22 protein-coding genes are annotated in these 25,799 nt (G+C 41.2%); 13 read left to right on the top strand and 9 right to left on the bottom strand.

Annotated elements, in window-relative coordinates; genetic code table 11:
• Window positions 1-21: 21 nt before the first annotated feature.
• The 3 genes from hisS (at window position 22) to V7K49_RS15240 (ending at window position 2,786) form a co-directional block, all read left to right on the top strand.
• A complete protein-coding gene (hisS, locus tag V7K49_RS15250; protein WP_335206260.1) occupies window positions 22-1,410 on the top strand; it encodes a histidine--tRNA ligase in 1,389 nt (462 codons plus the stop codon).
• 266 nt (window positions 1,411-1,676) lie between these two features.
• Entirely contained in the window at window positions 1,677-2,312 is a 636-nt protein-coding gene (locus V7K49_RS15245) for a restriction endonuclease subunit R (protein WP_335206259.1), read from the top strand.
• A gap of 159 nt (window positions 2,313-2,471) precedes the next feature.
• A complete protein-coding gene (locus V7K49_RS15240) occupies window positions 2,472-2,786 on the top strand; it encodes a hypothetical protein (RefSeq protein WP_335206258.1) in 315 nt (104 codons plus the stop codon).
• A gap of 76 nt (window positions 2,787-2,862) precedes the next feature.
• On the opposite strand, the gene V7K49_RS15235 is transcribed toward V7K49_RS15240, so the two are convergent.
• The 3 genes from V7K49_RS15235 to V7K49_RS15225 form a co-directional block, all read right to left on the bottom strand.
• Entirely contained in the window at window positions 2,863-4,077 is a 1,215-nt protein-coding gene (locus V7K49_RS15235; protein WP_335206257.1) for a GUN4 domain-containing protein, read from the bottom strand.
• Window positions 4,078-4,358: 281 nt separating this feature from the next.
• The gene (locus V7K49_RS15230) at window positions 4,359-5,411 is read right to left on the bottom strand and encodes a glycerate kinase (RefSeq protein WP_335206256.1); all 1,053 of its coding nucleotides are present in this window, start codon (window positions 5,409-5,411) and stop codon (window positions 4,359-4,361) included.
• A 15-nt stretch (window positions 5,412-5,426) separates the two neighbouring features.
• Entirely contained in the window at window positions 5,427-5,759 is a 333-nt protein-coding gene (locus V7K49_RS15225) for a DUF565 domain-containing protein (protein ID WP_334871539.1), read from the bottom strand.
• Window positions 5,760-6,313: 554 nt separating this feature from the next.
• Between V7K49_RS15225 and V7K49_RS15220 the strand changes: the two genes are divergently transcribed.
• Both V7K49_RS15220 and V7K49_RS15215 read left to right on the top strand, forming a co-directional pair.
• On the top strand, window positions 6,314-6,946 hold the full coding sequence (locus V7K49_RS15220) for a hypothetical protein (RefSeq protein ID WP_335206255.1): 633 nt from the start codon (window positions 6,314-6,316) through the stop codon (window positions 6,944-6,946).
• Between the two features lie 289 nt (window positions 6,947-7,235).
• Window positions 7,236-9,233, top strand: a complete 1,998-nt coding sequence (locus V7K49_RS15215) for an ArnT family glycosyltransferase (protein WP_335206253.1) — start codon at window positions 7,236-7,238, stop codon at window positions 9,231-9,233.
• A 67-nt stretch (window positions 9,234-9,300) separates the two neighbouring features.
• Here the strand turns inward: V7K49_RS15215 and V7K49_RS15210 are convergent, their stop codons facing one another.
• Complete coding sequence (locus V7K49_RS15210) at window positions 9,301-12,564, bottom strand: ATP-binding protein (protein WP_335206280.1); 3,264 nt, start codon at window positions 12,562-12,564, stop codon at window positions 9,301-9,303.
• A 687-nt stretch (window positions 12,565-13,251) separates the two neighbouring features.
• On the opposite strand from V7K49_RS15210, the gene V7K49_RS15205 reads away from it, so the two are divergent.
• The 5 genes from V7K49_RS15205 to V7K49_RS15185 all read left to right on the top strand — a co-directional run bounded on the left by V7K49_RS15205 (window position 13,252) and on the right by V7K49_RS15185 (window position 19,962).
• Window positions 13,252-13,833, top strand: a complete 582-nt coding sequence (locus V7K49_RS15205; protein WP_334871542.1) for a KaiA family protein — start codon at window positions 13,252-13,254, stop codon at window positions 13,831-13,833.
• A 104-nt stretch (window positions 13,834-13,937) separates the two neighbouring features.
• Complete coding sequence (gene kaiB / locus V7K49_RS15200; RefSeq protein WP_334794197.1) at window positions 13,938-14,252, top strand: circadian clock protein KaiB; 315 nt, start codon at window positions 13,938-13,940, stop codon at window positions 14,250-14,252.
• Window positions 14,253-14,701: 449 nt separating this feature from the next.
• Window positions 14,702-16,264, top strand: coding sequence for a circadian clock protein KaiC (gene kaiC / locus V7K49_RS15195; RefSeq protein ID WP_334871544.1), 1,563 nt, complete (start codon window positions 14,702-14,704; stop codon window positions 16,262-16,264).
• Window positions 16,265-16,367: 103 nt separating this feature from the next.
• The gene (locus V7K49_RS15190; RefSeq protein ID WP_335206252.1) at window positions 16,368-18,608 is read left to right on the top strand and encodes a TolC family protein; all 2,241 of its coding nucleotides are present in this window, start codon (window positions 16,368-16,370) and stop codon (window positions 18,606-18,608) included.
• A 976-nt stretch (window positions 18,609-19,584) separates the two neighbouring features.
• The gene (locus V7K49_RS15185) at window positions 19,585-19,962 is read left to right on the top strand and encodes a hypothetical protein (RefSeq protein WP_292770842.1); all 378 of its coding nucleotides are present in this window, start codon (window positions 19,585-19,587) and stop codon (window positions 19,960-19,962) included.
• A gap of 47 nt (window positions 19,963-20,009) precedes the next feature.
• Here the strand turns inward: V7K49_RS15185 and V7K49_RS15180 are convergent, their stop codons facing one another.
• Window positions 20,010-20,183, bottom strand: a complete 174-nt coding sequence (locus V7K49_RS15180; RefSeq protein WP_334871546.1) for a hypothetical protein — start codon at window positions 20,181-20,183, stop codon at window positions 20,010-20,012.
• Window positions 20,184-20,195: 12 nt separating this feature from the next.
• On the opposite strand from V7K49_RS15180, the gene V7K49_RS15175 reads away from it, so the two are divergent.
• The 3 genes from V7K49_RS15175 (at window position 20,196) to V7K49_RS15165 (ending at window position 22,049) form a co-directional block, all read left to right on the top strand.
• Entirely contained in the window at window positions 20,196-20,702 is a 507-nt protein-coding gene (locus tag V7K49_RS15175) for a hypothetical protein (RefSeq protein ID WP_273763224.1), read from the top strand.
• 304 nt (window positions 20,703-21,006) lie between these two features.
• Complete coding sequence (locus tag V7K49_RS15170; RefSeq protein ID WP_334871547.1) at window positions 21,007-21,267, top strand: GNAT family N-acetyltransferase; 261 nt, start codon at window positions 21,007-21,009, stop codon at window positions 21,265-21,267.
• Window positions 21,268-21,269: 2 nt separating this feature from the next.
• On the top strand, window positions 21,270-22,049 hold the full coding sequence (locus V7K49_RS15165; protein WP_335206251.1) for a photosystem II S4 domain protein: 780 nt from the start codon (window positions 21,270-21,272) through the stop codon (window positions 22,047-22,049).
• 98 nt (window positions 22,050-22,147) lie between these two features.
• Here the strand turns inward: V7K49_RS15165 and V7K49_RS15160 are convergent, their stop codons facing one another.
• The 4 genes from V7K49_RS15160 to V7K49_RS15145 all read right to left on the bottom strand — a co-directional run bounded on the left by V7K49_RS15160 (window position 22,148) and on the right by V7K49_RS15145 (window position 25,160).
• Complete coding sequence (locus V7K49_RS15160; protein WP_335206250.1) at window positions 22,148-22,924, bottom strand: SDR family NAD(P)-dependent oxidoreductase; 777 nt, start codon at window positions 22,922-22,924, stop codon at window positions 22,148-22,150.
• Between the two features lie 175 nt (window positions 22,925-23,099).
• Complete coding sequence (locus tag V7K49_RS15155) at window positions 23,100-24,008, bottom strand: hypothetical protein (protein WP_335206249.1); 909 nt, start codon at window positions 24,006-24,008, stop codon at window positions 23,100-23,102.
• Window positions 24,009-24,276: 268 nt separating this feature from the next.
• On the bottom strand, window positions 24,277-24,411 hold the full coding sequence (locus V7K49_RS15150) for a hypothetical protein (protein ID WP_335206248.1): 135 nt from the start codon (window positions 24,409-24,411) through the stop codon (window positions 24,277-24,279).
• 191 nt (window positions 24,412-24,602) lie between these two features.
• Window positions 24,603-25,160 carry a hypothetical protein gene (locus tag V7K49_RS15145; protein ID WP_335206247.1) on the bottom strand — a complete coding sequence of 186 codons (558 nt, stop codon included), beginning with the start codon at window positions 25,158-25,160 and terminating at the stop codon, window positions 24,603-24,605.
• Window positions 25,161-25,799: the final 639 nt, after the last annotated feature.

Genomic DNA, 25,799 nt, shown 5'->3' with positions numbered 1-25,799 from the left:
GCCGATTAGTAAGGTACATGCATGGCAAAAGGTGACAAAATAAACTTTTCGACTCCTAGCGGTTTTCCAGAATTTCTGCCTAGTGAAAAGCGTCTAGAATTATATTTGCTATATATCATCCGTAGAGTTTTTGAAAGCTATGGATTTACGCCCATCGAAACACCTGCTGTAGAACGTTTAGAAGTGCTGCAAGCTAAAGGAAATCAAGGTGACAACATCATTTATGGCATTGATCCCATCCTGCCACCAAATCGACAAGCTGAGAGAGATAAATCGGGCGAAACTGGTTCGGAAGCAAGAGCTTTAAAGTTTGATCAAACAGTTCCTTTGGCGGCTTATATTGCCCGTCACCTAAATGAGTTAACCTTTCCCTTTGCCCGCTACCAAATGGATGTAGTTTTTCGGGGAGAACGGGCAAAAGATGGACGTTTTCGTCAGTTTCGTCAGTGTGATATTGATGTAGTTGCTCGTCGTGAACTCAGTTTGCTCTATGATGCTCAGATGCCTGCAATTATCACTGAGATATTTGAAGCAATTAATATTGGTGATTTTCTGATTCGCATCAATAATCGCAAAGTTCTTACTGGTTTCTTTAAGTCAGTGGGAATTGCTGAAGACAAGATTAAATCCTGTATTGGTATTGTTGATAATCTAGAAAAAATTGGTGAGAATAAAGTAAAACAAGATTTAGAAAAAGAGGGTATTTTAGCAGAACAGGCTCAAAAAATTATTGATTTTATTAAAATTGATGGTTCGGTTGATGAAATATTAGACAAGCTTAAGCACCTCGCAGAAAATCTATCAGAAACTGAGCAATTGAGCCTGGGAGTTACCGAATTAGAAACGGTAATTGCAGGCGTGCGTAATCTCGGAGTTGCCGAAAATCGTTTCTGTATTGATTTATCCATTGCCCGTGGTCTTGATTACTATACTGGTACAGTTTATGAAACAACCTTATTAGGACATGAAGCCTTAGGTAGTATTTGTTCTGGCGGTAGATATGAAGAATTAGTCGGTGTATTTTTGGGTGAAAAAATGCCTGGTGTAGGCATTTCTATCGGCTTAACTCGCTTAATTAGTCGTTTACTAAAAGCTGGCATTCTTAGTACTTTAGCTGCAACACCAGCCCAGGTGATGGTAGTGAATATGCAAGAAGATTTAATGCCAACTTATTTAAAAGTTTCTCAACATCTGCGTCAGGCTGGAATTAATGTTATAACTAACTTTGATAAGCGCCCCTTGGGTAAACAATTTCAGCTAGCTGATAAGCAAGGAATTCAGTTTTGCGTAATTATTGGTTCTGAGGAAGCAGCAGCCCAAAAGTCCTCGCTGAAAGATTTGAAAACAGGTGAGCAAGTAGAAGTGCTACTGGTAGATTTGGCTGAGGAAGTTAAAAGAAGGCTCGGCTAATAAACTTTCAAGATGACTTCTAAAATCTCTTTTTCTCTCTGCGCCCTCTGCGTCTCTGCGGTTCAAAAGTTTTTTATTTAACCACAGAGGCACAGAGAACACAGAGTCAAGAAGTTGAAGAGGAGTTTCTTGAGGGTTAATATTTGATTAACTGACAAATCTTTTTTGTTGCAGCTTAACAAACTTGGTCAGTCAAATAGGGGGTAAAATAGATTTTATATAGATATTTGGATTAGGTTGCACCTTAATCAAGCAAAAAAAAATATATGACAATTCTCAACGCTAGTAATTTATCCTTAGAAGAAGTTCATCGTCTGTTTGGCTTTCAAAAACAGTACAATGACTCATTTTCTAATTATTTATCTCTGGAGCCTCTCACCGAAACAGAACAGCAGGAACTTAAACAAATTCAGCATGATTTTGATAGATATCTTACAGCAGGCAAAGTTTCTGAAGGTCAAGTAAAGTTTCTTGCAGTTGCGCCTTTACTAAGATTAGCTGGTTTTTATCGCTATCCTATCGAGATTGTTTTGGAAGAGAATATTGCTGATATTGAAGTTGAAGATGAAGATATCAAAATTAAAGGAAGATTTCATATTTTAGCTATTAGTAAAGCTAAACATACAAAACCTAAAACATATTTTTGGGTACTGTTAATTGAATCTAAAAATTGTCAAGTTGATATATCAACAGGTTTACCTCAGTTACTCACGTATGCTTATAAAAATTTAGATAATCAAAAATCAGTTTGGGGATTAACGACTAACGGTAGAAGTTATCAGTTTGTTTATATTGAACAAGGAAATCCACCTATTTATTATCTTTTATCAGAATTAAATTTAATGGAAAGAGAGCGTTCAAGTCAGTTGCTACAAGTTTTAAAAGCAATTTGTCAGCTTTAAAAGGGAATTTAAAGATACATTTAACAATAATCAATAGTAACGAGTAAAGAAAAACTCTAATAATCTTGTGACTTTTGACTTTTACTTCGGCTACGCTCAGTACAAGTGACTTTTAACTTTTGACTTCCCGACAGGGAGTGGCATCCAGCGTTTTTGAAGTTGGGTAAAACTCTGGATGAATGCGCTGCAAAGTATCGAGGATTCTGCAAAAAATACCGCCCTCAAGCAAAAAAAGAAACGCGCAACTACTGGGGAAGCAAGTTATTGCTAGGGTTGAAGGCTAAGGCTAAAGCAAAGGTGAAAAAATCGTCTCCAGGACAAATGAGACTACCTTGGGATGAATGGGAAGCAATTAACCAAGAAATAGAAAAAGTAGCGAGTAGATTTATCTTTGCTAATTGCTATGACAGCCAAAAAGCTAGCATTGTACTACAAGCACAACAAGAAGACTTTTTTATGCCCCGTACCAGGTAACGGAAACGTATAAACCGCAATACTTCCTGCGAAATGACTTGTTTGTGAATCTTTACAAATTCCTGTAAGCCTTGCCTTATATGTTACAGTTTATAAGTATCCACGCGAGACAAGACGCGAACGACTGTAGCCGTATCCCCCCCGTAAACCTTTTCTCAAAGCCTTCAAATGGATAGCTCCCAAAAGCAGGCAAATATCCCTGGGGCGAATCGGTGTTAAAGGTCATGTCTGAGTAAGATTGCCAGTCGTTTAAATGTAAAAATATTCCTTTTCGCCATCCGACGCGATCGCCAAACTTTTTGTAGTCTTTTCCAACGCTTTCCCAAATGCGCTTTTGCACACTAAATCCAAAGTGCCCATCACTGTATTTTACCCACAGTTGGTCAATGGTGCGTAAGTCAGTGCAAGGAAAGTTATTAATAGATTCAGAATTAAGCCAGCCTTCATGTTCTCTGTCTGATGCTTTGAGCATAACAGTCAGAGTTTCTTGATCTGCTTCTTTCCACTGGCCAGCTTTCAGTAAATCGCGCAACCGCCTATAGTCTACACCCTTTTCAGAGAGGAGATCATTACGAGTAGATTGCTGTTGTAGTCGCAGCTTATCAGCTTTTGCTTGTTCTCGTTGTCTTTGTAGCCTATCTGCCTGTTCTTGTTCTTCTTGTTGTCTTTGTAGTCTTTCTGCTTCCTGTCTTTGTAGCCTATCTGCTTGTTCTTGTTGTTCCTGTAGCCGCAGCCTTTCTCGTTGCTGTTGTTGCAAGTTTCTGGTTTCCTCTTCTTGTTCGCGTAGTCGCAGCTTATCTGCTTCCTGTTTTTGCCTTTGTTCGTCTCTTTGTTTATTTAACTTCTCAGCAGCCGCCCGAATTCCTCTAGCTACATCTGTAAAGGCTTCATCTTGATTGTGCCAATTCCTTGACACTACAGGATCAGCATTCTTAGGCAAAGCTTGAAGTTTTGCAAATAGTGCGCCACCCCAATCAACGCTTCGCAGAATAACCGGGATAACACAAGCCTCTCCAGCATGGTGACGTTCTATTGCCTTCTTCACTTGGACATCCCAGCAATATTTAGAAAAAAGAAAATCTGAACTGATGAGCAACAGAATGATGTCGGCGGTATTTAGATTATCATTAATTTGGTAATCCCACTCCTCTCCAGGTAGTATCTTCCGATCGTGCCAGCTTGAAATCACACTTTGCCGTTCTAATATGATCAGGTGTTTAGTTAGTTCATCCCGTAGAGCTTCGTCTTTGTGAGAATAAGAAAAGAAAAGCTTTAACGATACCTCTGGCATTTTTGGTTTAAGGAGTAGGATAAATCACGCTTTAAGCAAATTATAGTGTTTTTAGCTGATTTGCTTAAGAAGTAACGCCAATAGCTAAGGCAGAAGTGACGACAACAAGCCCGCCTCAGAATTCATTCTGAGTCTAATAGCGAAAGTCGTCTAAAGACGACTGAGTAACGGTTATAGTCCGTTTTAACGGACTTTAGCTATTAGCCCGGAACTTTAGTTCTGGGCGGTTTATGTCTCAATACGGTTGGGTTTCGTTCCTCAACCCAACCTACAACTTGAAATTACGAATTAGCCCGATCGCAATACACTTCACCAAAGCTATGATCGGCATGAATCTCAATCACTAGATCAACCACTGTTCCATCTTTTACCAACGGCTTGATGAATAATTCGGGGTGAAGCGATCGCCAAAAATAATTGACAAATTCCTCTATCTCTGCATTACTCATCCCCGATTTACCCGCAGCAATCATCTGCTGTTCCGCCTGTTTGCGCCACTCCAAAGAATAGCGATAATCGGTGGGATATAACAAAATTAAGCTGTCTAATCGCTCCCACAGTGGTAAATAATCGTGGAGGCGATGATTAATATCACGGGCAAATGCTCTATCCTCATCTGTGATAATTGGCGGTGGTGCAGTATCAAATACATCTGGCTCAATTGGGCGCACACCCACAAACCAACCTTCAAATAGTATAATATCCACATCTGTTACCATTTCTGGAGTCGTGCGATCGCCAGCGCCTCCATAGGCAGATTTATCAAAGCGGGGAACTATAACTGGACTTTGCAACTGGCGGATTTGATCTAGTACATTTAAGCCTAAATCTACATCGTGGGTTCCTGGTGGCCCACGCCAAATCAAGCGGGGATCTTGCTGTGTTAAGATCAAGCGTTCGCTGTAAGTTTTATACAAGTCATCCAAAGACAAACTCAGAGTCCGGTATCCCAACTGATTGAGAATCAACTTGAGAACATTGGACATTGTGGTTTTACCAGTGCCTTGTCCTCCCAAAATGCCTTGAATCAGAGGGCGTCCCAACTGTTGGCGATGCGATGCGAGTTTGATCCCCAAAGGAAGCCACAAGTCCCACAATACCTGTAACATTTCCTTGGGTTGTACCTGGAGAGTAGTTAGGCAGAATTGGCTAAAAGCTGGGAGGATAGATTTTAGTAAATGCGATCGCCTCTCGATCACTTCATCGACATTTTCCGGTGTGATCCCAAAAGCATTTGCCCTGACTCTATCTGCCAGCGCGGCAACTCTAGCTTGCTGCTGCCAAGTTTCCCCCACCGCATCCGTTGTCAAAATTTCACCCAGCCACAAATTCATAAATTCCTCATCTCACTACGATCCCAGCTTAAAGGCTTCGAGAAACAGGCTGTAGGTGAAACCAACTTTCAGGAGATTTAGTGAGTCTACCAAGAGCGATCGCTTTTCCAAAAAGCTGCGACTATAAAATATCCTACTAGTAATTTCTGTCAGCAGTACTAAAAAAGCAGCTACCACAATGTCGAATACACCTTCTTGACCGGCTGTAGTGGAAACTGCGTTTCCCAGAAAAAAACCGAACAAAAAACTAATTATCAGCAACGATAGTCGCCGCCAAGGATTTAAAAACCATTGCCCCAAGCGTGTAGCAATGGCATCCAACAAGTTATTCAGACGAGTGTTTTGCATCAGATAGACTTCTGGGGAAAAGTCAAGATATCTTGAAATATCTTTATATTCAAAGAGGATATTGGTTTTAGCCTAAGCTTGTTTGTTAATATTATAGATATGTGCTGGGCTTCCAGTATTGATTTAAATTTGCACATCCGATCATCTTTAGGGAAGTACAGGTCCTTAAAAGGGTGGTTATTATAACGCAAGATGAAATATACATCTTAGATTTATCTAAGGTTTGGCAAAGGACGCTTTGTTGAGGCCGCTAGGGGTTTTAAGAAGCTTTGATTTTTTTATCCAAATGAATTGGCTGGCTCGGTATGTAATTTTATTGTTTTTATCTAAACCTCCGGTCAAGATACAAAGCAGTGCGTGTTTATACCCTTTGTTTGTCATCAAGGAAATAATATACTCCGAATATTTTCTACTCAAAATGATATTTATAATACATTGGTATCCCTAATTTTAGGAAAGTCTATATTAGGCTACTTTCTATGATTGCCTTTTGTGATAATAGGCTACTATTTGCTCAAGCCTAGACAAAATATTTATTTCTAAAAATTATCAATATGAAATCTTCAGTGTATCGCAACGTCGGTGTTACAGCTTGTTGCTTGGGACTGCTTGTTACTCTAATGGGATGCTTTGGAGTGAGCGTATCCTTAGAGTCCACAAACCCAGATACATCTTCACAACTGCCAACTGAAACTACCCAGTGGAATACAACTTCGTCTACACCCGTTTCACCTGAAAAACGTATTTCCACTAGTCTATCGACTCCAGGAGCGACCCCAACCAATCAAGTAGAACATAGCAGTATAGAGAATACTCATCCTGTCTTGGCAGATCGTGATAAATCAGCAAGCATTGCCAACGCTCAAGGGACTTTGCGAATGAGCAATCAAACAAATCAGCCTGTGCGGCTGGCTCTACTGGCGCGACAGTCCGTAGCAAAAGGTGGTACTAAACAGACTAACTATGATGTACCAGCACATTGGGATTTTGCTCCCCAAGAAGGTAGTGATAAGGGACTGATTCTATCCCTACCTCAGAATAATTTAAAGCTGGAGAAGGGAGATATTTTAGTTGCTTTTGCACAAGATGGCTCCCGTCGTTACTGGGGTCCCTATGTTGTTGGGGAAACTCAATTACCTAAGTGGAATTCCCAAAACAGAGAATGGCAACTAGTGCTGAGTCCATAGTTGATATTTAGTAGTACTGAAGAAATAGTCCGGTGGGCGCGTAAATTCAGCTACCATCACCCAGACAGAGGACTTAGACAAGGGGCAAAATCCCCTTGTCTAAGCTAGGTAAACGCCATAGTGTACTAGTGTGTTGGAGAACTTTCTCTAGTGACTTGGAGCAACTGTCGTTACTGAACGGGAAAAAGTGTAGAGTACTGAGTAGAAGAAAATTGTTGAATTTCAAACTCCGAAGAACAAAAGATAGATAACCAACGACTATTGATTAGTGATTGTTGACTATTGACTAATGAGAATGAAATTGAGTGTTAAGCACACTGTTGATCAGTGGTTCAACAAAATAGCAAAGAATCCAGCCCTTGGTTTAACTGTGTCCATTTTGTGGTTGATATTGATTGGCTGGATAGCTTTTGGGTGGAATTTGGGCAACACTGGCTTGGTTGATGAGACAGAGCCGCTATTTGCCGAAGCTTCCCGCCAGATGTTCGTCACAGGTGATTGGATTACCCCATTTTTTAATGGTGACACTCGTTTCGATAAACCTGCTTTAGTTTACTGGTGTCAGGCGATCGCCTATGCAATTTTTGGGGTGAATGAGTGGGCAGTACGCCTTCCTTCAGCGCTCGCAGCCTTAGGCTTAATTTGTTTAGTTTTTTACACCATCCAGTGGTATACGGCTAAACAAGACGAATTAGAGGAAGTTTCACGTCCTACTCGCCGCTATTTAACATCTTTTATGGTAGCAGCGCTCATGGCACTCAATCCCGAAACTATTATTTGGGCGAGAACGGGTGTCTCTGATATGCTGCTCACTGGATGTATGGCATCAGCTTTGTTATTTTTCTTTCTAGGGTACGCAGGAAAGCAAGGGAGCAGGGGAGCAGAATTAATAACCAATACAACTCTTGGAGAGGCTGCGCCAACGGCTTCGGCTCCATCGAGTGTTCGCGTAGCGTCTCGTAGAGAAGCCGAGATGCTCAGTACAAGTGCCCCATTCCCTAATAAGTGGTACTTAGCTTTTTATGTGCTGATTGCAGGCGCAATTTTGACTAAAGGCCCAGTGGGAATTGTTTTACCAGGGCTAATTGTTGCGGCCTTTTTGCTTTATGTGGGAAAGTTTCGAGAGGTGTTGCGGGAAATGCGCCTTCTCATGGGTATACTGATAATTTTAGGTTTATCAGTACCCTGGTATGCTTTAGTAATTTGGCGCAATGGCTGGAATTACATTAACTCCTTTTTTGGTTATCACAACCTGGAACGTTTTACAGAAGTAGTTAATGGTCACTCAGCACCTTGGTATTTTTACTTTTTAGTCGTACTGCTGGGTTTTGCGCCCTACTCAGTGTATTTACCAGTCTCTATAGTAAGACTAAAGTTTTGGCAGCGATCGCACTGGCGATCCCTTGAACGTTTTCAGCAGTTTGGTTTATTTGCCTGGTTTTGGTTTGCTAGCGTCTTTGGCTTTTTCACCATTGCTGTTACCAAACTCCCTAGTTACGTCTTGCCTTTAATGCCAGCAGCGGCAATCCTGGTAACCCTGTTGTGGAGCGACCTTTTACCAAAAACGGATAATCCAAATGACACCGCGACACAAGGACACGGAGACACGGAGAGAGGATTTAATCATCTCCCAGCGTCTTCTTCCATCCCCCCCTTACTCCTCTGGAGTGGTTGGGTGAATGTAGTGTTTTTATCATTTTTGGCAACAGCACTGTTTAACATCAGCCACATATTAGGCACTGATCCAGCTATAAGTAACTTCCACGAATTAATTCAACGATCTGGTTTACCACTAATAGCCGCCGTAATTTGGCTAGTTTGTGCTGTTTTAGTTGCAGGTTTATTACTGAGTCGCCGTTGGAACTACATTAGCAGTATTAATTTAATAGGATTTGTGGCGTTTATAATTTTTGTCTTAACGCCTACTTCGTTCTTTATTGATCGAGAACGTCAATTACCTTTAAGGGAGTTGTCTGCGGTCATTCTACAAGCAAAACAACCAAATGAAGAATTGATCATGCTTGGCTTCAAAAAGCCTAGTGTAGTCTTTTACAGCCACATTCATGTAAATTATTTAGGATTTCCCCAACAGGCTGTAGAGCATATTAAAAACCAGGCTGCCAAAGGACTAAAACCTCCCTCAGTGCTGGTGTTGGCTGAACAGAAAAAGTTTTTACAAATGGACTTACAGCCAGATGATTACAAGAGTTTATCAACCAAGGGTGCTTATAACTTGGTGAGAATTCCTTTTAAGAAAAAGAAAAATGAAAAAATAGATATATCATAATTGGGCATTGGGCATTGGTTATTAATTCTGCTCCTCTGCCCCTCTGGCTCTTCCCCATTCCCCCCCATTAACACTTGTGATTGTAACCGTTGACAGCTAAAGCTTGATTGATTTGGTTTAAGAGGTCTTCCATTGATATTGATCGCGGTAATATTTGGGTAGCGATCGCACCCACAACAGTTTCTAGAGATTCCAAACCATTCTTCTTCTGCTTGTCAATTTTCTCGTAAGCTACCCCAGGCTGGGAAATAGTTTCCGGACGATTTAATCGCTGATTGAGTACCAAAATTGGTGGTAACTTGTCAGGCGAATCTCCCAATGTTTTCAGTGCTTTTAGCATGTCTTTGTGAATAGCGGATTCTCCTAAACAAATTAGCAGTAAGTCAACGCTTTGGTGGCGAATTTGTTGTAACACTTCTGCCCAACAGGGACTGATCGCCGCTTTGAAGCCTGCTGTTTGTAAATACTGAATTAAAGCTTGGAACCACTCAGACCCCCGTTTAGCAGTTTCACTACTAATTGAGCAATTTTTTTCTGTCTGATAACCGTTAACTTGCTTGCGTCTTCCCTGTGGAAAATCACGCAGCATTGTCAAATCCACTACCAAGATATTGGCAGGACAGCAAATACCAGAAGCAATTTGCAGTACTGATAGTAAGGCATCTGTTTTCTCGGTGCGACTGCTTTTGTCTTTAGCAAATGGTGTTAAGTAAGGAAATACAGATAACCCTGGTATCTTAGAAGCTATTAGTGTGGTTGCAACATCGCAAGTAACCAGTGGTATAGCCGCCAAACGTGGATGCCCAATTAGTTGTTGCAGATAAATTTGGGCAGTGGTACTTTCAACATCTAGCAAAATTACATCAAACTGCCATACCCTTGCCAAGAGTTCTGCCTGATCGAGGTCATCTACTTCAATCACCCGGTGTTCTCGAAGTGAGGGGTGGGGATTGACCGATTCCAAATGGGGATTCACCAACCTGAGAATTCGCAGTGGAGTCTTAGTTGGGATAATTGCGCTATTGTCTAACCCTAGCTGCAAAACTGCTTGTGCAGTACATAATTTTTCTAGAACTGGTGCTAATACCTGATGCTCTATTGGCAAACTTAAGAAACCATCGGCTCGGTTAGCAAATGCTTGCTCCTTTTCGGCTCCCGTCGCTGTCACAATTACAGATATATGACGGGTTGCGCTGTCAGATTTCAGTAAAGTCAGCACATCCCAGCCTGATAGCAGGGGTAGCAACGGATTCAAAAATATTGCTATTGGTTGCAAGCGCCGAGCTTTTTCGACTGCTTCTGTCCCCGCACGGGCAATCACTACCCGATATCCTAAACTTTTGAGTTTTTCGGTCAAGTCTTCAATATATCGAGCTACTGCCTCGACTACCAAGACCAACCGTTGTGAACTAGCGGGATGATGCTGTGTGGGCGTACTGACATGCTGACGATCTGCCACAGGGTTTTCCCGTGTCTTTTGGTATCGCGTCTGTTCGTCTTCTCTGATTCCCACATCTGGCTCAGAAAAGCCTGTTTTCGGGGGACTGGGTGGCAGAAGTAGTGTAAACTGGCTACCTTTACCTTCACGAGATAAGAAGCTAACATCTCCTCCGTGGAGGCGAGCCAGGGCCCGAGTTAATACCAGCCCCAAACCAGTGCCTTCAAATTGGCGGGTGAGGGGATTTTCTAGTTGTTGAAATTTTTGAAAGATTAAGTGTTGCTGGTGTTCAGGAATGCCAATGCCTGTGTCCCAAATTGTAAAGGCAATCCATCCTTCCCAACGACTCACCCGCAGCCCAATTTCGCCAGATATTTCGGTGAACTTAAAGGCGTTGGAAAGTAGATGTACTAGCATCTGGCGTAAGCGCAGCTCATCTGCCACGATCTGATCTAAGCCTATTTCAATAGAGAGGCTGAATTGGGGAGCAGATGAACGGGCATTTTGTTGAGTTTGGGACGTAGCTTTGCTAGGTTGGGTGTGGATGGCTTTGGCTTCCGACAGGGCGCGATCGCACACAGCCTGAATTTTTACTGGCGTCAGTGTCAGATCCATTTGTCCCGTTTCCATGCGGGTCAAATCTAAAATGTCATTAACCACACTCATCAAGTGGCGTCCGCTTTGATGAATCAGTCCCGCATAACGGGCTTGACGCTCGTTAAGTTCTCCCAATTGCTGATCCACAAGCAACCGTGATAATCCCAGAACCGCAGTTAGGGGAGTTTTGAGTTCATGACTAATACAAGCTAAAAACTCATCTTTCAACCGATTTAGTTGAATTAAATCAGCATTCTTTGCTGCCAGTTCTTTGCAAAGCTGTTGTTGCTCAGTGACATCAGTAGCTAAAACCAACCACAAATCATTGCTGAGTGCAACCTCTGACCCTGCACTCATGACTTTAAACTCAGGACTATCTAATGGAATTTTGGCAAACTGCCAGATTCGCTCCTGACCATTTTGCACTTCGACAACGCAGGTACAAGTACCCACCTGACTATCCAAATAGCAGCGACTGTATACAGCATCTGGTGATGCTTCTTGCTGGGCCGGTTCCTCTGCACCACCATGCTCATTCTCCCTACCATTGGGATGAACCGTGATTGATCGTTGAGTGACATATTCGGCTTTTTCGGAGGGCTTCGGCACAAGTATTGCCTCCACTTGTTGCCTAACTCCTTCTGGATCTTTCAAGACTCCTAATTGCTGCCACCAGGCGGGATTTCGTGCTACCACCTCGCCAGTACCCGTTTGCAACATCAAAGGCCAAGGCAGTCTTTCCAGCAACTGCACCAGTGGCTGGTGTCCCAATGATTTGGGTTCATTTGGTGGTGTCTGCACACTAGGATCATACTCATGGCGATGCTCACCAGACGACCTCTGGATGCCTGAGCTTAGTGACCCAGCTATGCGTTCCTTAGCCAACAATCGCAACAGACGTGAACTATCCAGCAGCCCCAAATATTGACCATCAGAGTCAATCAATGCCCAATCTAAGTTCTGGTATTTTTCGGCTTGTTGATAACCCAAGCGCAAGCTCAATTGCTCTACAGGCTCAGAACCTAATATTGTCTGTATTGGCTCAATTAGACCTTGACCCCAGGTAGAGAGTGATTGGTGTAAATTTAGATTTTTATCGTCACTATATGCTAATAATATTTGGATTAAACGGGCAGAATACAGCAATCCTATGGGGCTTTGCTGTTGATTCACTACTACCAAGCGATCGCACTGCTCTTGCTCAAAAATCTCTAGCACTACTGCCAGGGAACTTGTTTGGGGGCAGCTAGGTACGGTTGCCTGAAAGTCATAAAGCGGGTAATCTAGCATTAACATAGGGCTTTGGGGGTTCTTCTTCCTGTGGAAACCTCCGGCATCTCCATCTGCCAACTGTTGATGGTCTTTTCGCCTGAAGCCATATCCTCTAAGAAGACTCATATAAGCAACTCTGGTTATTTCAACGCTATTAAAACAACGGGATTTCCCCTCACGGACACTTACTTGCAAACGAGTGCATTTTTCCAAGAGGCGACTTTTCTTTTTGCCGCTTCTCATTTCTAGCAACTAGCCTCCCCAGTGTCTTACTGGTATTTAAACTCCTCATCGATAGCGACGGCTACAACAATTATGGCCCCAAAGGTTCGCTTTAGAACCTTGAGGAATTATAATGATTTAGAATGCGACAATCCTTTAAGTTCGTTTAAGTATCTTATCAAGGAGCAAAATAAAAAAATTTATCTATTTATTTATTTATATACATAGATGAGATGCAAATAATAAATTAGCTACTCTGTCTTGTTATGCCGACAGATACCTGATCATCAAAGACCTACTAAGTCCTAACACTCAGTTACTGCACTAGGTTGTTGAGTGGCTAGCATTATCTGTTAACACAGAGCGTTATTTTTTTGGGGGTGGAATCACCAGTTTACTCTACACCCAGTATTACCCTAGAAGCGTTAACCAAACTTATCAGCCCACGTTTCTTGGTCAGGGCGATTAAGGAGATGTATTCAAGAATAGATGTTATTACCGATATTGATTCTGCAACCTGATGTTAATAAATGTTTAGATAATCCAGTTGACTTAGACAACCAAAAAGGTTTGAGCCGGTGGATGTGGAAATTTATTGACGCGATTATTGCCCAATTTTGCTACCTACCTGTTGTTGCAACTACCTCTGGAAAAATCAACTATTTACCAAATTGGCTGCAACCAAATCCAAATAAGGCATACACTGACAAGTACATCTATGTATTTGCCTGTCACACCCAAAAAAGCAAACAGCATTTTCAGGAGATGACTCCAGCAGAACGGCAAGGATTATTAAGACAGCTTAAGTTAGATTACAGCCTAATTCTTATAAATTATTTTACCACAGACAAAACACTCAAGGAAAAAATTGATAAATTTATCAATACTATATTTTATGCTAATATTCCTGTGCCCCAAATGATCGAAATTCATATGGAGGTAATTGAAGAATTTTCTCACCAGCTAAAATTAGAAGGAAGGAGCAATGAAACGTTACTTGATTACCGCCTGACGTTGATAGAGATCCTGGCTCACCTGTGCGAAGTCTATAGGAGTTCGATTTCTAAATGAATTAAATTTATTGATGTTTAACTTGGAACAAGCTCCTGCTGTTAGTTAGTCCCAATGCGCGAACGCATCTTGTATTTCTATTATAATAACTAGGCATTAAATATATGAATAAAGCCAACAAAAACTACGTTCTCAAGCTTTACGTAGCAGGGAACACCCCTAATTCAGTCCGGGCATTAAAAACACTCAAAGATATTTTAGAACAGGAGTTTGAAGGTGTTTATGCTTTAAAAGTGATCGATGTACTGAAAAGCCCACAACTGGCGGAAGAAGATAAAATATTGGCGACGCCGACATTATCTAAAATTTTGCCTCCACCCGTTCGCAAAATTATCGGGGATCTTTCAGATAGAGAAAGAGTATTGATTGGATTAGATTTGCTCTATGAAGAACTGAGTGAAGATGATTTTGAAGAGTAAAATAATTAATGATGCAAGAGACCATTTCTAAAGTAAATTTGAATTGTGTAGGGGAGCCAGTACGTTGCTTTAGTCAAGAGAGTTGTAGCACCTGGTGAACCAGCGCACCCAAGTTGGTTTCCTTCTGTAGGCGACTGGTGTTAGCGCAGCGTTAGCGAGTCTTCTCCCAAGGGGAGACGCCAAAGGCGACGAACGAGCGTCACCCGAAGGGCGTTGCTTTAGAGCAAAGCGTAACGCACTGACATGAATGGTGCGTTACTGCAAAAATATTTGTTCTCGCTATCTTTAGTCAGATTGTGTGGTAACACAACGGCAATTATGAGCTAAGGAAGCCTGAGCTACTTCTACCTTCCCTACTTAATATGAAAGTTTATAAATAGTCTCGAAAAAATTGAATCCAAACTTTAGTAATAAAAAAACAGGTTGTAATACCAATTTATTATCAAGCAATGAATGAAAACGAGCAACTAGAACCAAAGCAACCACCGATAATTAGGGGTGTAGAAAAAATTCGCACGATGATCGAAGGGTTTGATGATATTACTCATGGTGGTCTACCACTTGGTAGAACTACCTTGATTAGCGGTACATCCGGCACAGGCAAAACTTTATTATCTCTTCAGTTTCTCTATAACGGTATCACCTACTTTGATGAGGCAGGAGTATTTGTTACCTTTGAAGAATCACCCAGTGATATTATTAAAAACGCCCATATTTTTGGTTGGAACTTGCCACGCTTAATCGAAGAAGGCAAGTTGTTTATTCTTGATGCATCTCCCGATCCAGAAGGTCAAGATATCGTTGGTAATTTTGACCTTTCTGCACTCATTGAGCGCCTGCAATATGCCATTCGCAAATACAAAGCTAAACGAGTTTCAATCGACTCAATAACAGCGGTATTTCAGCAGTATGAAGCGATGGGAGTAGTGCGACGCGAGATTTTTCGCCTAGTAGCACGTCTCAAACTACTGAGTGTCACCACTGTAATTACCACTGAACGTAGTGAAGAATATGGTCTTGTTGCCTCTTTTGGTGTGGAAGAATTTGTTTCCGATAATGTAGCAATTGTTCGCAACGCTTTAGAAGGAGAACGCCGCCGTCGCACAATTGAAATTCTCAAGTTGCGCGGCACAACTCATATGAAAGGCGAATATCCTTTCACGATTACTAATGAAGGAGTTAACATCTTCCCACTGGGAGCAATGCGTTTAACTCAACGATCTTCTAATGTCAGGGTATCTTCTGGTGTCAAAACCTTAGATGAAATGTGCGGTGGTGGTTTCTTTAAAGATTCAATTATTTTGGCAACAGGAGCCACAGGTACTGGCAAAACCCTCTTAGTCAGTAAGTTTATTCAAGATGGCTGCCTCAATGGAGAACAGGTAATATTATTTGCTTATGAGGAATCACGCGCCCAACTATCTCGCAATGCTTCTTCTTGGGGGATTGATTTTGAAGAATTAGAGGATCAAGGTTTACTCAAAATAATCTGTACTTATCCTGAATCAACTGGTTTAGAAGACCACTTACAAATTATTAAATCCGAAATTGCTGTCTTCAAACCAGCTCGCATCGCCATTGATTCTTTATCAGCACTAGCTAGAGGAGTGAGCAATAATGCATTTCGGCAGTTTGTGATTGGTGTGACGGGTTATGCTAAACAAGAAGAAATTACTGGTTTCTTTACCAACACAACTGACCAATTTCTGGGAGCACATTCGATTACTGACTCTCATATCTCCACGATTACCGACACAATTATCATGTTACAGTACGTAGAAATTCGCGGAGAAATGTCGCGGGCAATTAACGTGTTCAAAATGAGAGGGTCTTGGCATGATAAGGGCATTCGTGAGTATAATATCACTGCTGATGGTCCCGACATTAAAGATTCTTTCCGGAACTACGAACGGATTATCAGCGGTGCTCCTACTCGCGTTAGTATCGATGAAAAGGCGGAACTTTCTCGCATTGTTAGACGTTTTGAAGACAAACAGAGTTCCGAACCCTGAATTTAGTATCGTAGTATATTCTTTCCTAAATTTAGTATCGTGTTATATTCTGTGGTGAAGAAAGGTTTTCTGCCGCTAGATTGATTTTCGTGTGAGGGATGCGGTGAAAGGACAGCAATTATTCTATAGCTTCTTGCCTGGTGTGACGGCAGCGGTCTTAACAACTCAGCCTGTTTGGGCTGGTACTGCAAAACTAACTGAGGTACATCTGGCGTCTTCTCCTAGTGTTTTGACTTCTATTTATGGTCAAGACTCGGTTGTGGACACCATGAATACCCAACTGCCTAACGGTGCAGATGTTAGTACTCCAACCCAAGTACCTGCTTTTGGTTTCACTAAACTTAGCATGAAGCCTTTAAGTAATAACAGTATTCCAGTTTTCACGGTTGGAAATACTGTTGTGCCAATAAAACAACTACTTAAGAAAGATGAAGGTAGATTTTTCAGTTTGACACCTACCTCTAATCCTTCCCAACAGCTTGATGTCAGTCGTTCTGCTCTAAATAACCAAAAACAGAGTAATTCAAACGCTTATGGGCATAAATCAAAGAGGATAGTAGTTCCCAACTACACTTCAAAATCCCCTTCTGTCCAAAAAGAAATTTTGTCTCTGTCTTCTGCACAGCAGCCAGTAGTTCAAAAGCTAAATACTGTTACTCAGTTGCAGACATTTTTACAAACTTCAGCCACAGGTGTAGGAGCAGCAAAACTGCTGTCAGCGCAGAGGTGTCCACAGGAGTTGGGAAAAAGTAAGACTGACTCGTTGGCTAATTTGCTCCTGGACTCAAGCACCTGCTTACAAAAAAGTGCTATTGGGCGCGTGGCTCAGAGTAATACTCCGATTCCGACAGATTCGACGCCAACTCCCACTGTGCCAGAAACCGTAACTCCTGTACCAGGGGGTTCAGTGCTACCTCCCATTGTGCCGACAACCGTAATTCCTGCACCAGGCGGTTCAGTGCAACCTCCAACTGTGCCCAGAACCGTAACTCCTGTGCCATCAGGACCGGTGCAAATTCCCGATAACCTGATTCCTAGCTCAAATCCTCTGCAATTTCCCACCAAACCAGAGGAAGTGACATTTCAGGGAAATCAGCCGATTACTTTGGCACAGGCTCTGGAGCTAGCACGGCGGAATAATCGGGATTTACAGGTATCCCAATTGGAGCTAGAACGCAATAAAGCGGCTCTACGCGAGGCGCAAGCTGCTTTATTGCCCACTCTGGGAATTAGCACTGATATTACTCGTAGTCAGTCTGCTAGTAATCAGCTCGCGTCGAAACTCCAAGAACAACAGACGGGTATATCATCCCCAGATAAACCTAGTACAGGTTTCAACGGTCAAGCACAACTGTCATATAACCTTTATAGTTCTGGGAGAGTGCAAGCACAAATCAGAGCGGCTGAAGAACAGGTACGTTTCTATGAGTTGGCTGTGGAAACTGAGTTTGAGACAATTCGTTTGAATGTTGCCACTGACTACTACAATCTGCAACAAGCGGATGAACAAGTACGTATTGCCCAGTCAGCGGTGCTGAACTCCCAAGCTAGTTTGCGTGATGCAGAAGCTTTAGAGCGAGCTGGGGTTGGTACACGCTTTGATGTGCTACGCTCTCAGGTGAATTTAGCAAATGCCCAACAAGATTTGACTAATGCTAGATCCCAGCAGGCAATTGCCCGTCGTCAATTAGCAACTCGGATAAGTTTGCCGCAGGCGATAAATATCAGTGCAGCCGATCCTGTACAGTTAGCTGGTCTTTGGAACCCAACGCTAGAACAAAGTATTGTGCTGGCTTATCAAAATCGTCCGGAACTGCAACAGCAGCTAGCACAACGCAATACTAGTGAGCAACAGCGTAGGCAGGCCCTTGCAGAACTGGGTCCTCAAGTTAGTTTGGTCGCCAGCTACAACGTGTTAGATCAGTTCAATGATAATGTCAGTGTTACTGATGGTTATTCATTGGGAGTTCAGGCAACCCTAAATTTGTATGATGGAGGAGCAGCAAGAGCAAGGGCAGATCAGTCAAAAGCTAATATTGCGATCGCAGAAACTCAATTTGCTGAACAGCGTAACCAAATTCGCTTTCAGGTAGAACAAGCCTATTCTACCCAGCAATCTAGTTTGGAAAATGTTCAAACCGCTAATACCGCTTTAGAACAAGCTAGAGAAGCTCTACGTTTAGCGCGTTTGCGATTCCAAGCTGGTGTAGGGACTCAAACTGATGTGATTAACTCTGAAAACGACCTCACACAAGCTGAAGGTAATCGAGTCAGAGCAATTTTGGATTACAACCGCGCTTTAGCTCAGTTACAACGGTCTGTTACCCTCAGAGCACTACGCTAATTAGCCGAAACTCAACCGTCAATACTTTTGACAGCTGTTGTGTTTTGTAATGCACTTTGTACCTGCCCTCAAGGCATCACAAAGTCCAGTAGTGTTTCTGATCAAAAGCTCCCACAAGCCTCATTTTATCAGTCAATACATTGATAAAATGAGGCTTTTTAGTAAGAAAAGCAGTAGTGGAAACTTTTATTTTTTATAGGACTTACGCACAAGCAACGGAAAATCGAACCACAGAGTCCGCAGAGAAGCCAGTGCGCCCTTGCGGTTCCCCGACTTGTATTCCTACGGAGAAGCAAGCTACGCGCAGCGTCTCCCTTAGGAGAAGCAACTGGCGCGACACGGAGGAATAAGAGTTTGAGAGGTTTTTTGCGTAAGTCCTATTTTAGAAGTCCTTTAGCGATCGCTTGTGGATGATAACTCAATACAGTTTAGTTAAGAATTTCTTCCTTCTCTTTGCGACGGCAGGGCGGTTGGAGGGATCTAAGACTTTGAAAACACGCCCTACGTCTACGCTTAAACCTTTAGCAATAAGGGACTGACAAAAAATAAATTATCCAAAATTATTTGTACATTTGTAGGGGATCTCGGCCTTGCGCCCCTACGTTCGCGGAGCGTCCCGCAGGGATGGGATGTTTTTTTAACTGGAAGTCCCTAAGCAAGAGTTAATGAGATTTTTTTCAGTCTATTGAGAATAAACTACTATTATTGATATGATGCAGTCGCCCTGCGATGGTTTTGGACTGACAAAAGAATTCGTTTGCGATCGTGTACCCACCCAAACTAGGCAATCGCAGGAGAGTTTAGTTGCAAGAAAGTTACTCGAAAAGCAAATTTTATTCTGGTTCTCAACACGCTGTCAAAAACGCCACTATTCATAAAAAGTCTCAAACCAAGACTTTTATCAACAGGTCTATTGTATTAGTCAAAATTGGACTAACATAACTGAGTGTTCGATTGCTCGCCTTGTCAAAGACTCATGACTAAAGTAACATCTCAAGAAATTGCACAGTTTCGCTCTCAATTGGCAGATGATCCCAGCGATATGGAAGCGCTGGATTTGATTGAAGACTGTGATGGAGATTTAGAAGATGCGGCAATGACGCTAGCTATCCGAGCAGGACAACAACCAGAAAGAGCAAATTCCGAGTGGTTAGATGCCTTGGCTAGAAAATGGCGTGTGGTCATTTGCGAACAAGAATATCGAGAAGATTTGCTTAATACTTCACTTCAAAAGATGATGGAACATCTAAAAGCAACGCCGACGTTTCCTAAGATTTTGGCAACGCCAGTTTTAATTTATGTTCTCAAGCAAGGCGTGAACAATTTTTGTGAGCCACTAGATTCGCTAAAGTGATCAGCCCATGTACATTTAACTTGTATTATAACGGTTTGCAGTTGAGTTCAATACAGACCTAACCCCCAACCCCAACCCTTGTAGCGTTGGGGAGTAAGAATCAAAGCCTCTCCAAACTCCTGTACAGAGGCGATTAATCGCGTCTCTACTCCTACCCAATGCAAGATTGATTCCACCAGGACTGATACGCTGTTAATTAAGGCAAAACTTCTATTAGACAAATTGTAAAATCAATGAATTACCTTGTTGCCGTATTACCAGACCGCATTCAAGCCGAAGCTGCTTACTTAGCTTTAGAAGAAGAAGGCATAAACAGTACTATCCTGGGGAAGGGATATAAAACGGCTGACGAGTTTGGCTTAATTGACCCCAAAGACCAAGCCAAAAAGCAAGCACAACTGATGGCAACCTGGCTGATACCATTTGGCTTTTTTGCAGGTTTTACATTCAGCCTGATCACTGGTTTAGATACTTTTGCCTGGGCGGGTGAAGTTGGCAATCACATAATTGGTGGACTGCTGGGTGCTGCTAGTGGTGCTATGGGTGGTGTTTTAGTGGGTGGCGGAGTCGGTTTACTCGTGGGTAGTGGTGATGCATTACCTTATCGCAACCGCTTAGATGCGGGTAAATACTTAGTTGCCGTTCAAGGTTCTGAAACTCTCACTCGGCAAGCAACCCGAATATTACGTCAGTTTGATCCAGAAAATATCCAAGGTTATGCTGACACAAGTAGCGTGTAATGAATCATAGTTTACACATTACGACACAGCGACTTAAGTTGCTTCCCTGTCTTTGGAAGTGGCGCGAGCGGTAATTACAAGAAATAAATCATAAGTAGAGAGGCTTTTGGGGGTAAGGGTTCCTGATGATTGGTATGGATTTGAGTATTAGATATTTTCCCAATGTATGCTCAGATGCTAATAGATGATCTTTCCCAGTTGGGTTGGGGTGTCTAGCTAATGATTCACATTGCCGATTCTACTTTAATTGGCGATTTGGGTTTTATTGACAAACCCGATCAAACAGGAACTGTAGAAATGGCTTATGAAATGCTATCGGCTGATCGCCAGCAGGGATTTGCTTTTGAGGCAGCAAAAGCACTGGTCTATATTTGCCTTTACTCGGCGAGAACTCAAGAGAATTATCGCTCAATCTCCAGACAATCATGCTGCCTCGATTCGCATTCTGAAAAAATTAGGAATGCAACAAATTGGTAGAGATGAAAACCTGCCCAAATGGGAATTAAAGTTAGAATCAAGACAGTTTTTGCAGATAAATTCTCAACTCATAACTCATAATTTTTAAGAATGTTGCCACGAGAAGAACTTTTAAAAGGTGTTGATAATCGAGATAGTGTAGCTCGTGTAATTGATCAAGCCCAGCAAGCCATCAAAACTTGGGAAGTCGTTTTGACAGATTTTCTATCTCCCCCAGAATTGGCGGAAATTCAACGGGTGTTTAACCGATTAACAGAAGTGCAATTAGTTGTGTGGGGTGGATATCCGCAAGCTGAACGCCAAAGAATTGCTATCGCTCGTTCGGAACTTCCCTTAGATCAATCTCAAGTCAGCCTTGTCGCCGTGGAAATTGCTGGTAATTTCCTGTTTGATACCGCCTCTCACCGAGACTTTTTAGGCGCAATGTTGGGAACGGGAATTGTTCGGGAAAAAACGGGAGACATTATAGTTTTGGGAGAACGGGGGGCGCAGGCGATTGTCGCACCAGAGTTGGTAGAATTTTTGGAAATGAGTCTTAAACAGGTGCGATCGGTTCCTGTGAAAACTCAACAGATTGAGGTAACTGAATTAAAGGTTCGGGAACCAAAGAAAAAAGAATTAACTACTGTGGAGGCTTCTTTGCGATTAGATGCGATCGCATCTGCTGGTTTTGGCATGTCCCGCAGCAAAATGGTTGATTTCATTGATGCTGGTGATGTCCGCGTCAATTGGAAAGAAGTTACCCAAGCTAGTTCTCAACTTAAATCCGGCGACTTAATCGCTATTCGTTCTAAAGGGCGTTTAGAAGTTGGAGAAATCGCCGTTACAAAAAAAGACCGCTACCGAGTTCAATTAACAAGATATATCTAATAAGTCAGGAGTAAGGAGTAAGGAGTAAGTAGTTAAAAGTGAGGAGTTTTGAATTTACCATTTTTTTAACTCCTAACTCCTAACTCCTAACTATATACTTAGGCTTTAAAATGTTTTGCTAACATATTCAGCAGAAGTTTGCGCGGTACGAGCCGAGATAATTTGCTTCTAAGTTGAGTATTAGTATTAGAACTAATAACGGTTGGATACCCTTTTTCCAAAGCCTCTAAAGATTCCCGAACCACTTTTTCGCAAGAATACACTTTATCTGTACTGCTTGCCAGCGCTGGAGGAAAATTAGCTTCTGCAAAAAAGTTTGTTTCTATTGGCCCTGGACAAGTGACTAAAATACAAACACCATATTGACGATTTTCTGCCCATAGTGCTTCACTAAAGCTGAGAATAAAAGCTTTACTGGCAGCATAAACAGAAAGGTATGGTATCGGTTGAAATGCAGTAATAGAGGATACGTTAATAATACTTCCAGACCCACGTTGCCGCATCAAGGGGAGAAATTTATGTGTTAAATCTACCAATGCCAAAATGTTTAATTGTACGATTTTGACTTGTCTTTCTCCATCCCCTTCAGCAAAGTCGCCATAGTAACCAAAACCAGCATTGTTGATTAATAAGTCAATGGTTAATCCCTTTACTTTAGTGGCATCAAATACAGCAGATGCCGCATTAGGTTCTGTAAGGTCTTTGACTATAACATCTACTTGAATTTTGTATTGTTCTTGTAATTGTTTCGCTAATTGGCTTAGTTTCTCTTCGGAACGAGCAACGAGTACAAGATTTGTCTTGCGTGCAGCTAGTTCCTGGGCAAAAGCTTTACCAATACCACTAGAGGCACCAGTAATCAAAGCAGTTGGCATTATACATATTAAGATAGTTTTTAGGCACTTTATAAATCTTAGCTATGCTAGTTATAAGTTTTAACTACCCAAAGTGATATATCCAAAAGGGTAAAAGCAGCACCTAGTGCTGAAATCTGAGTGGAGACTTCCTCCACTCAAAACTTCTCCTTCCCTAAGACTTGACTTTCGGAAGCTATATGAATTCTCCAACTACACCAATATGGGAGATTCTTAAATCTTCTTCATCTATATATTGAATAGACGAGTCGATTTTTTCTGGTAGTTCTCTGTCCCTACACGACCATTCAAATACAAATTTAAAGTCCAAGTGCTTGAGGTTAGCAAATATGTTCTTCCATTGGCTTCGGCGAATTCGATTTCCCCACCTTGATTGTAATTCTCTCGAGTAGGCTTCCTGTTGATAAACAAAGAAATCAAATGGTTTTTCATCTGAATTTTTGTGATCCACTAAATGAATGAGATGAAACATAAAGCCATCTTCAGACAGACTACTTACAAGATTTTCTAAAAGTGGTACAACATCATCAATTGGCACATGCTCTAACACAGATTTTGAGAAGATGAAATCTATTTTTTCTGAACCAGGTAGTTTTTGAGATAAATCAATTGGAGCAATGTATTCTATCCCCAAGTCTTGTAAGACTTCCACAGATAAATTTTTAAATGAAAGCAGTTTCTTTAAACGTAAGTGAATAATCTCTCGATCTTCAAATGTAGATAGACTATCTAAAATACTCCAATCTACAGATTTACACACGGCTTTGAAAATATTTTCAGGTTGTAATAACGGGTAAACATCTGTTGCATAAACCTTTTTTGCTCCGAGAAGGTAAAATACTAATGAATGAGTCAGTAACCATCCACTTCCAATTTCAAGACAAATTTTATCACGCAATACATATTTTCCTTTACCAGACTGAAGCAAATAAATAGCAATTTCATTGGCACAAATATCAAGCCTTTTGCCTGCAACAGCTAGCTCACTTGAATGCATTTTATTATATAAAAATTGATATAGTTCAAATGATTTAATAATTGATTTTGTTCGTTCATCAATGAGACTGCTTACTAGATTTTTCATTTTGCACATTTCTCTGGCTTAACTTATCGTCGGGGATTGAACATAACACTATTAACTGTACCAATGAGATTGGTTAATATATAATAACATTGTATGTACTTTGTATTTTATTATATAGTTATGCTAAAGAGCATATTTGCTGAGGGGCGACAAAAACCTTTGAATTGGAGACTGGGGATTAGGGATTGACGACTCTTAAGATTTGAATGGAGATTCAATGGAAAGTCGAGCCAATCCCTTGGTGTTAGTGTTAGCGAGTAATTAAGCATTAAGGGTTGCCCGACTTAGGCGAACTGCCGTGAATCGATGGCTTTGCCTTTCTGTAACCCCACAATATCAAGCAAGCTGCACCGTCTTTGTCAGGAGAAGGGTACATAACTTTTAAAGACAGAAGTTGAAACATAGATTTACCATCTTCCCAATCTCAAAAAATGTTTGTATAAATTTTTACTAAATCAGCCTAGCCATAGGATCATTCTTGTTGTAGAGTTTTCTTTAAGCATAATTATCACTACTTCGCGTCTTTTTTCTCAAGTAGGATGTCCCAAATAATTATTTTTCTAATGACAATTCAAAATGAATTTGAATTGTTAATTACCATTTTTCATACCAATAGATAATTTCTGAAGCTGAACTATTAATAGCAACGCCGTAGCTATCTCCATGATTCCACTTGAAGCCAGGTGTACCTTTGTTATCTGCATTTAATACCAGTATTTCATAAGTAGCTGGAAAAGATTCCGTATGAGAGTCACTGGTGTAGAAGAAAGTTGTCGGCACACCGTTAGGCTGGTTTATGTGGTCGTTTGTGTTACCACCCCTATATTTGTGCTTTGCACTATTTCTGTATTGTGAAAGGAATTTTTCTATCTTGTTTGGTGGCTGTTTCAGCCTAATTTGAAAAAAACTACTTCCTTGCAAAAATTCGGGAGAGTAAGCAATGCGAACGGCTTTGGCATCAGTGGGAATCTCATTAGGAAAATGTTTTACTTGGTCATTATTGGACCATAGTTGATTACGAATTTCTTTGTAGCGTGATGTATCAGTTATTATTTTAGGTTCTCTAGTATTGCTAAAATTTCTTTTCAGAAAAAAGCTTCCCCCGACAATACTAAGACTAGCAAGGGCCAAGAGAAATTGCGATCGCTTCATCGAGTTGGGTGCGTCTAACTTTCATAGTCATATACCCAACTAATAAACTAAATTCGTACTATTGCGGATATAGCATCAGAGATATTAACAGAAACTTTGTGTATCCAGCAGGAATTCGGGGTAATTGTAAAATTACTGTGAAGTTGGTCAATGATTACCTAGTCAGAAATCGTAGGTTATCCTGATTGAGGCTAGTACTACCCTTATGGCTAACGAAATCAATTCCACAGCTATCCATTTTTTTTCAATTCTTCCTGATGTAGGAATAACTAAGGCGGATATATAAATAGTAGATGCACCTTAATTAAATTATAGCCCCTAGCTTTTAGCTGAGGGCTTTTTTTATTGCTGATATTTTTGAAGATAGCAATAAAATTTATTTTATTATAAGTCTAATTTTCCCGGATATAGCAATCAATAAAGCGGATTAATAAATGGTAGATGCACCTTAAAAATTACAGCCCTCAGCTTTTTAGTTGAAGGCTTTTTTATGGCTGATATTTTTTAATCTGTGAAGAAAATAACTTTGTACATAATTTAAATATTCCCGGATATAGCAATCAATAAAGCGGATTAATAAATGGTAGATGCACCTTAAAAATTACAGCCCTCAGCTTTTTAGTTGAAGGCTTTTTTATG

Origin of the sequence: Nostoc sp. (assembly GCF_036919675.1) — a bacterium.
GTDB lineage: Bacteria > Cyanobacteriota > Cyanobacteriia > Cyanobacteriales > Nostocaceae > Nostoc.
This window is presented reverse-complemented; position numbering and strand designations above follow the sequence as displayed.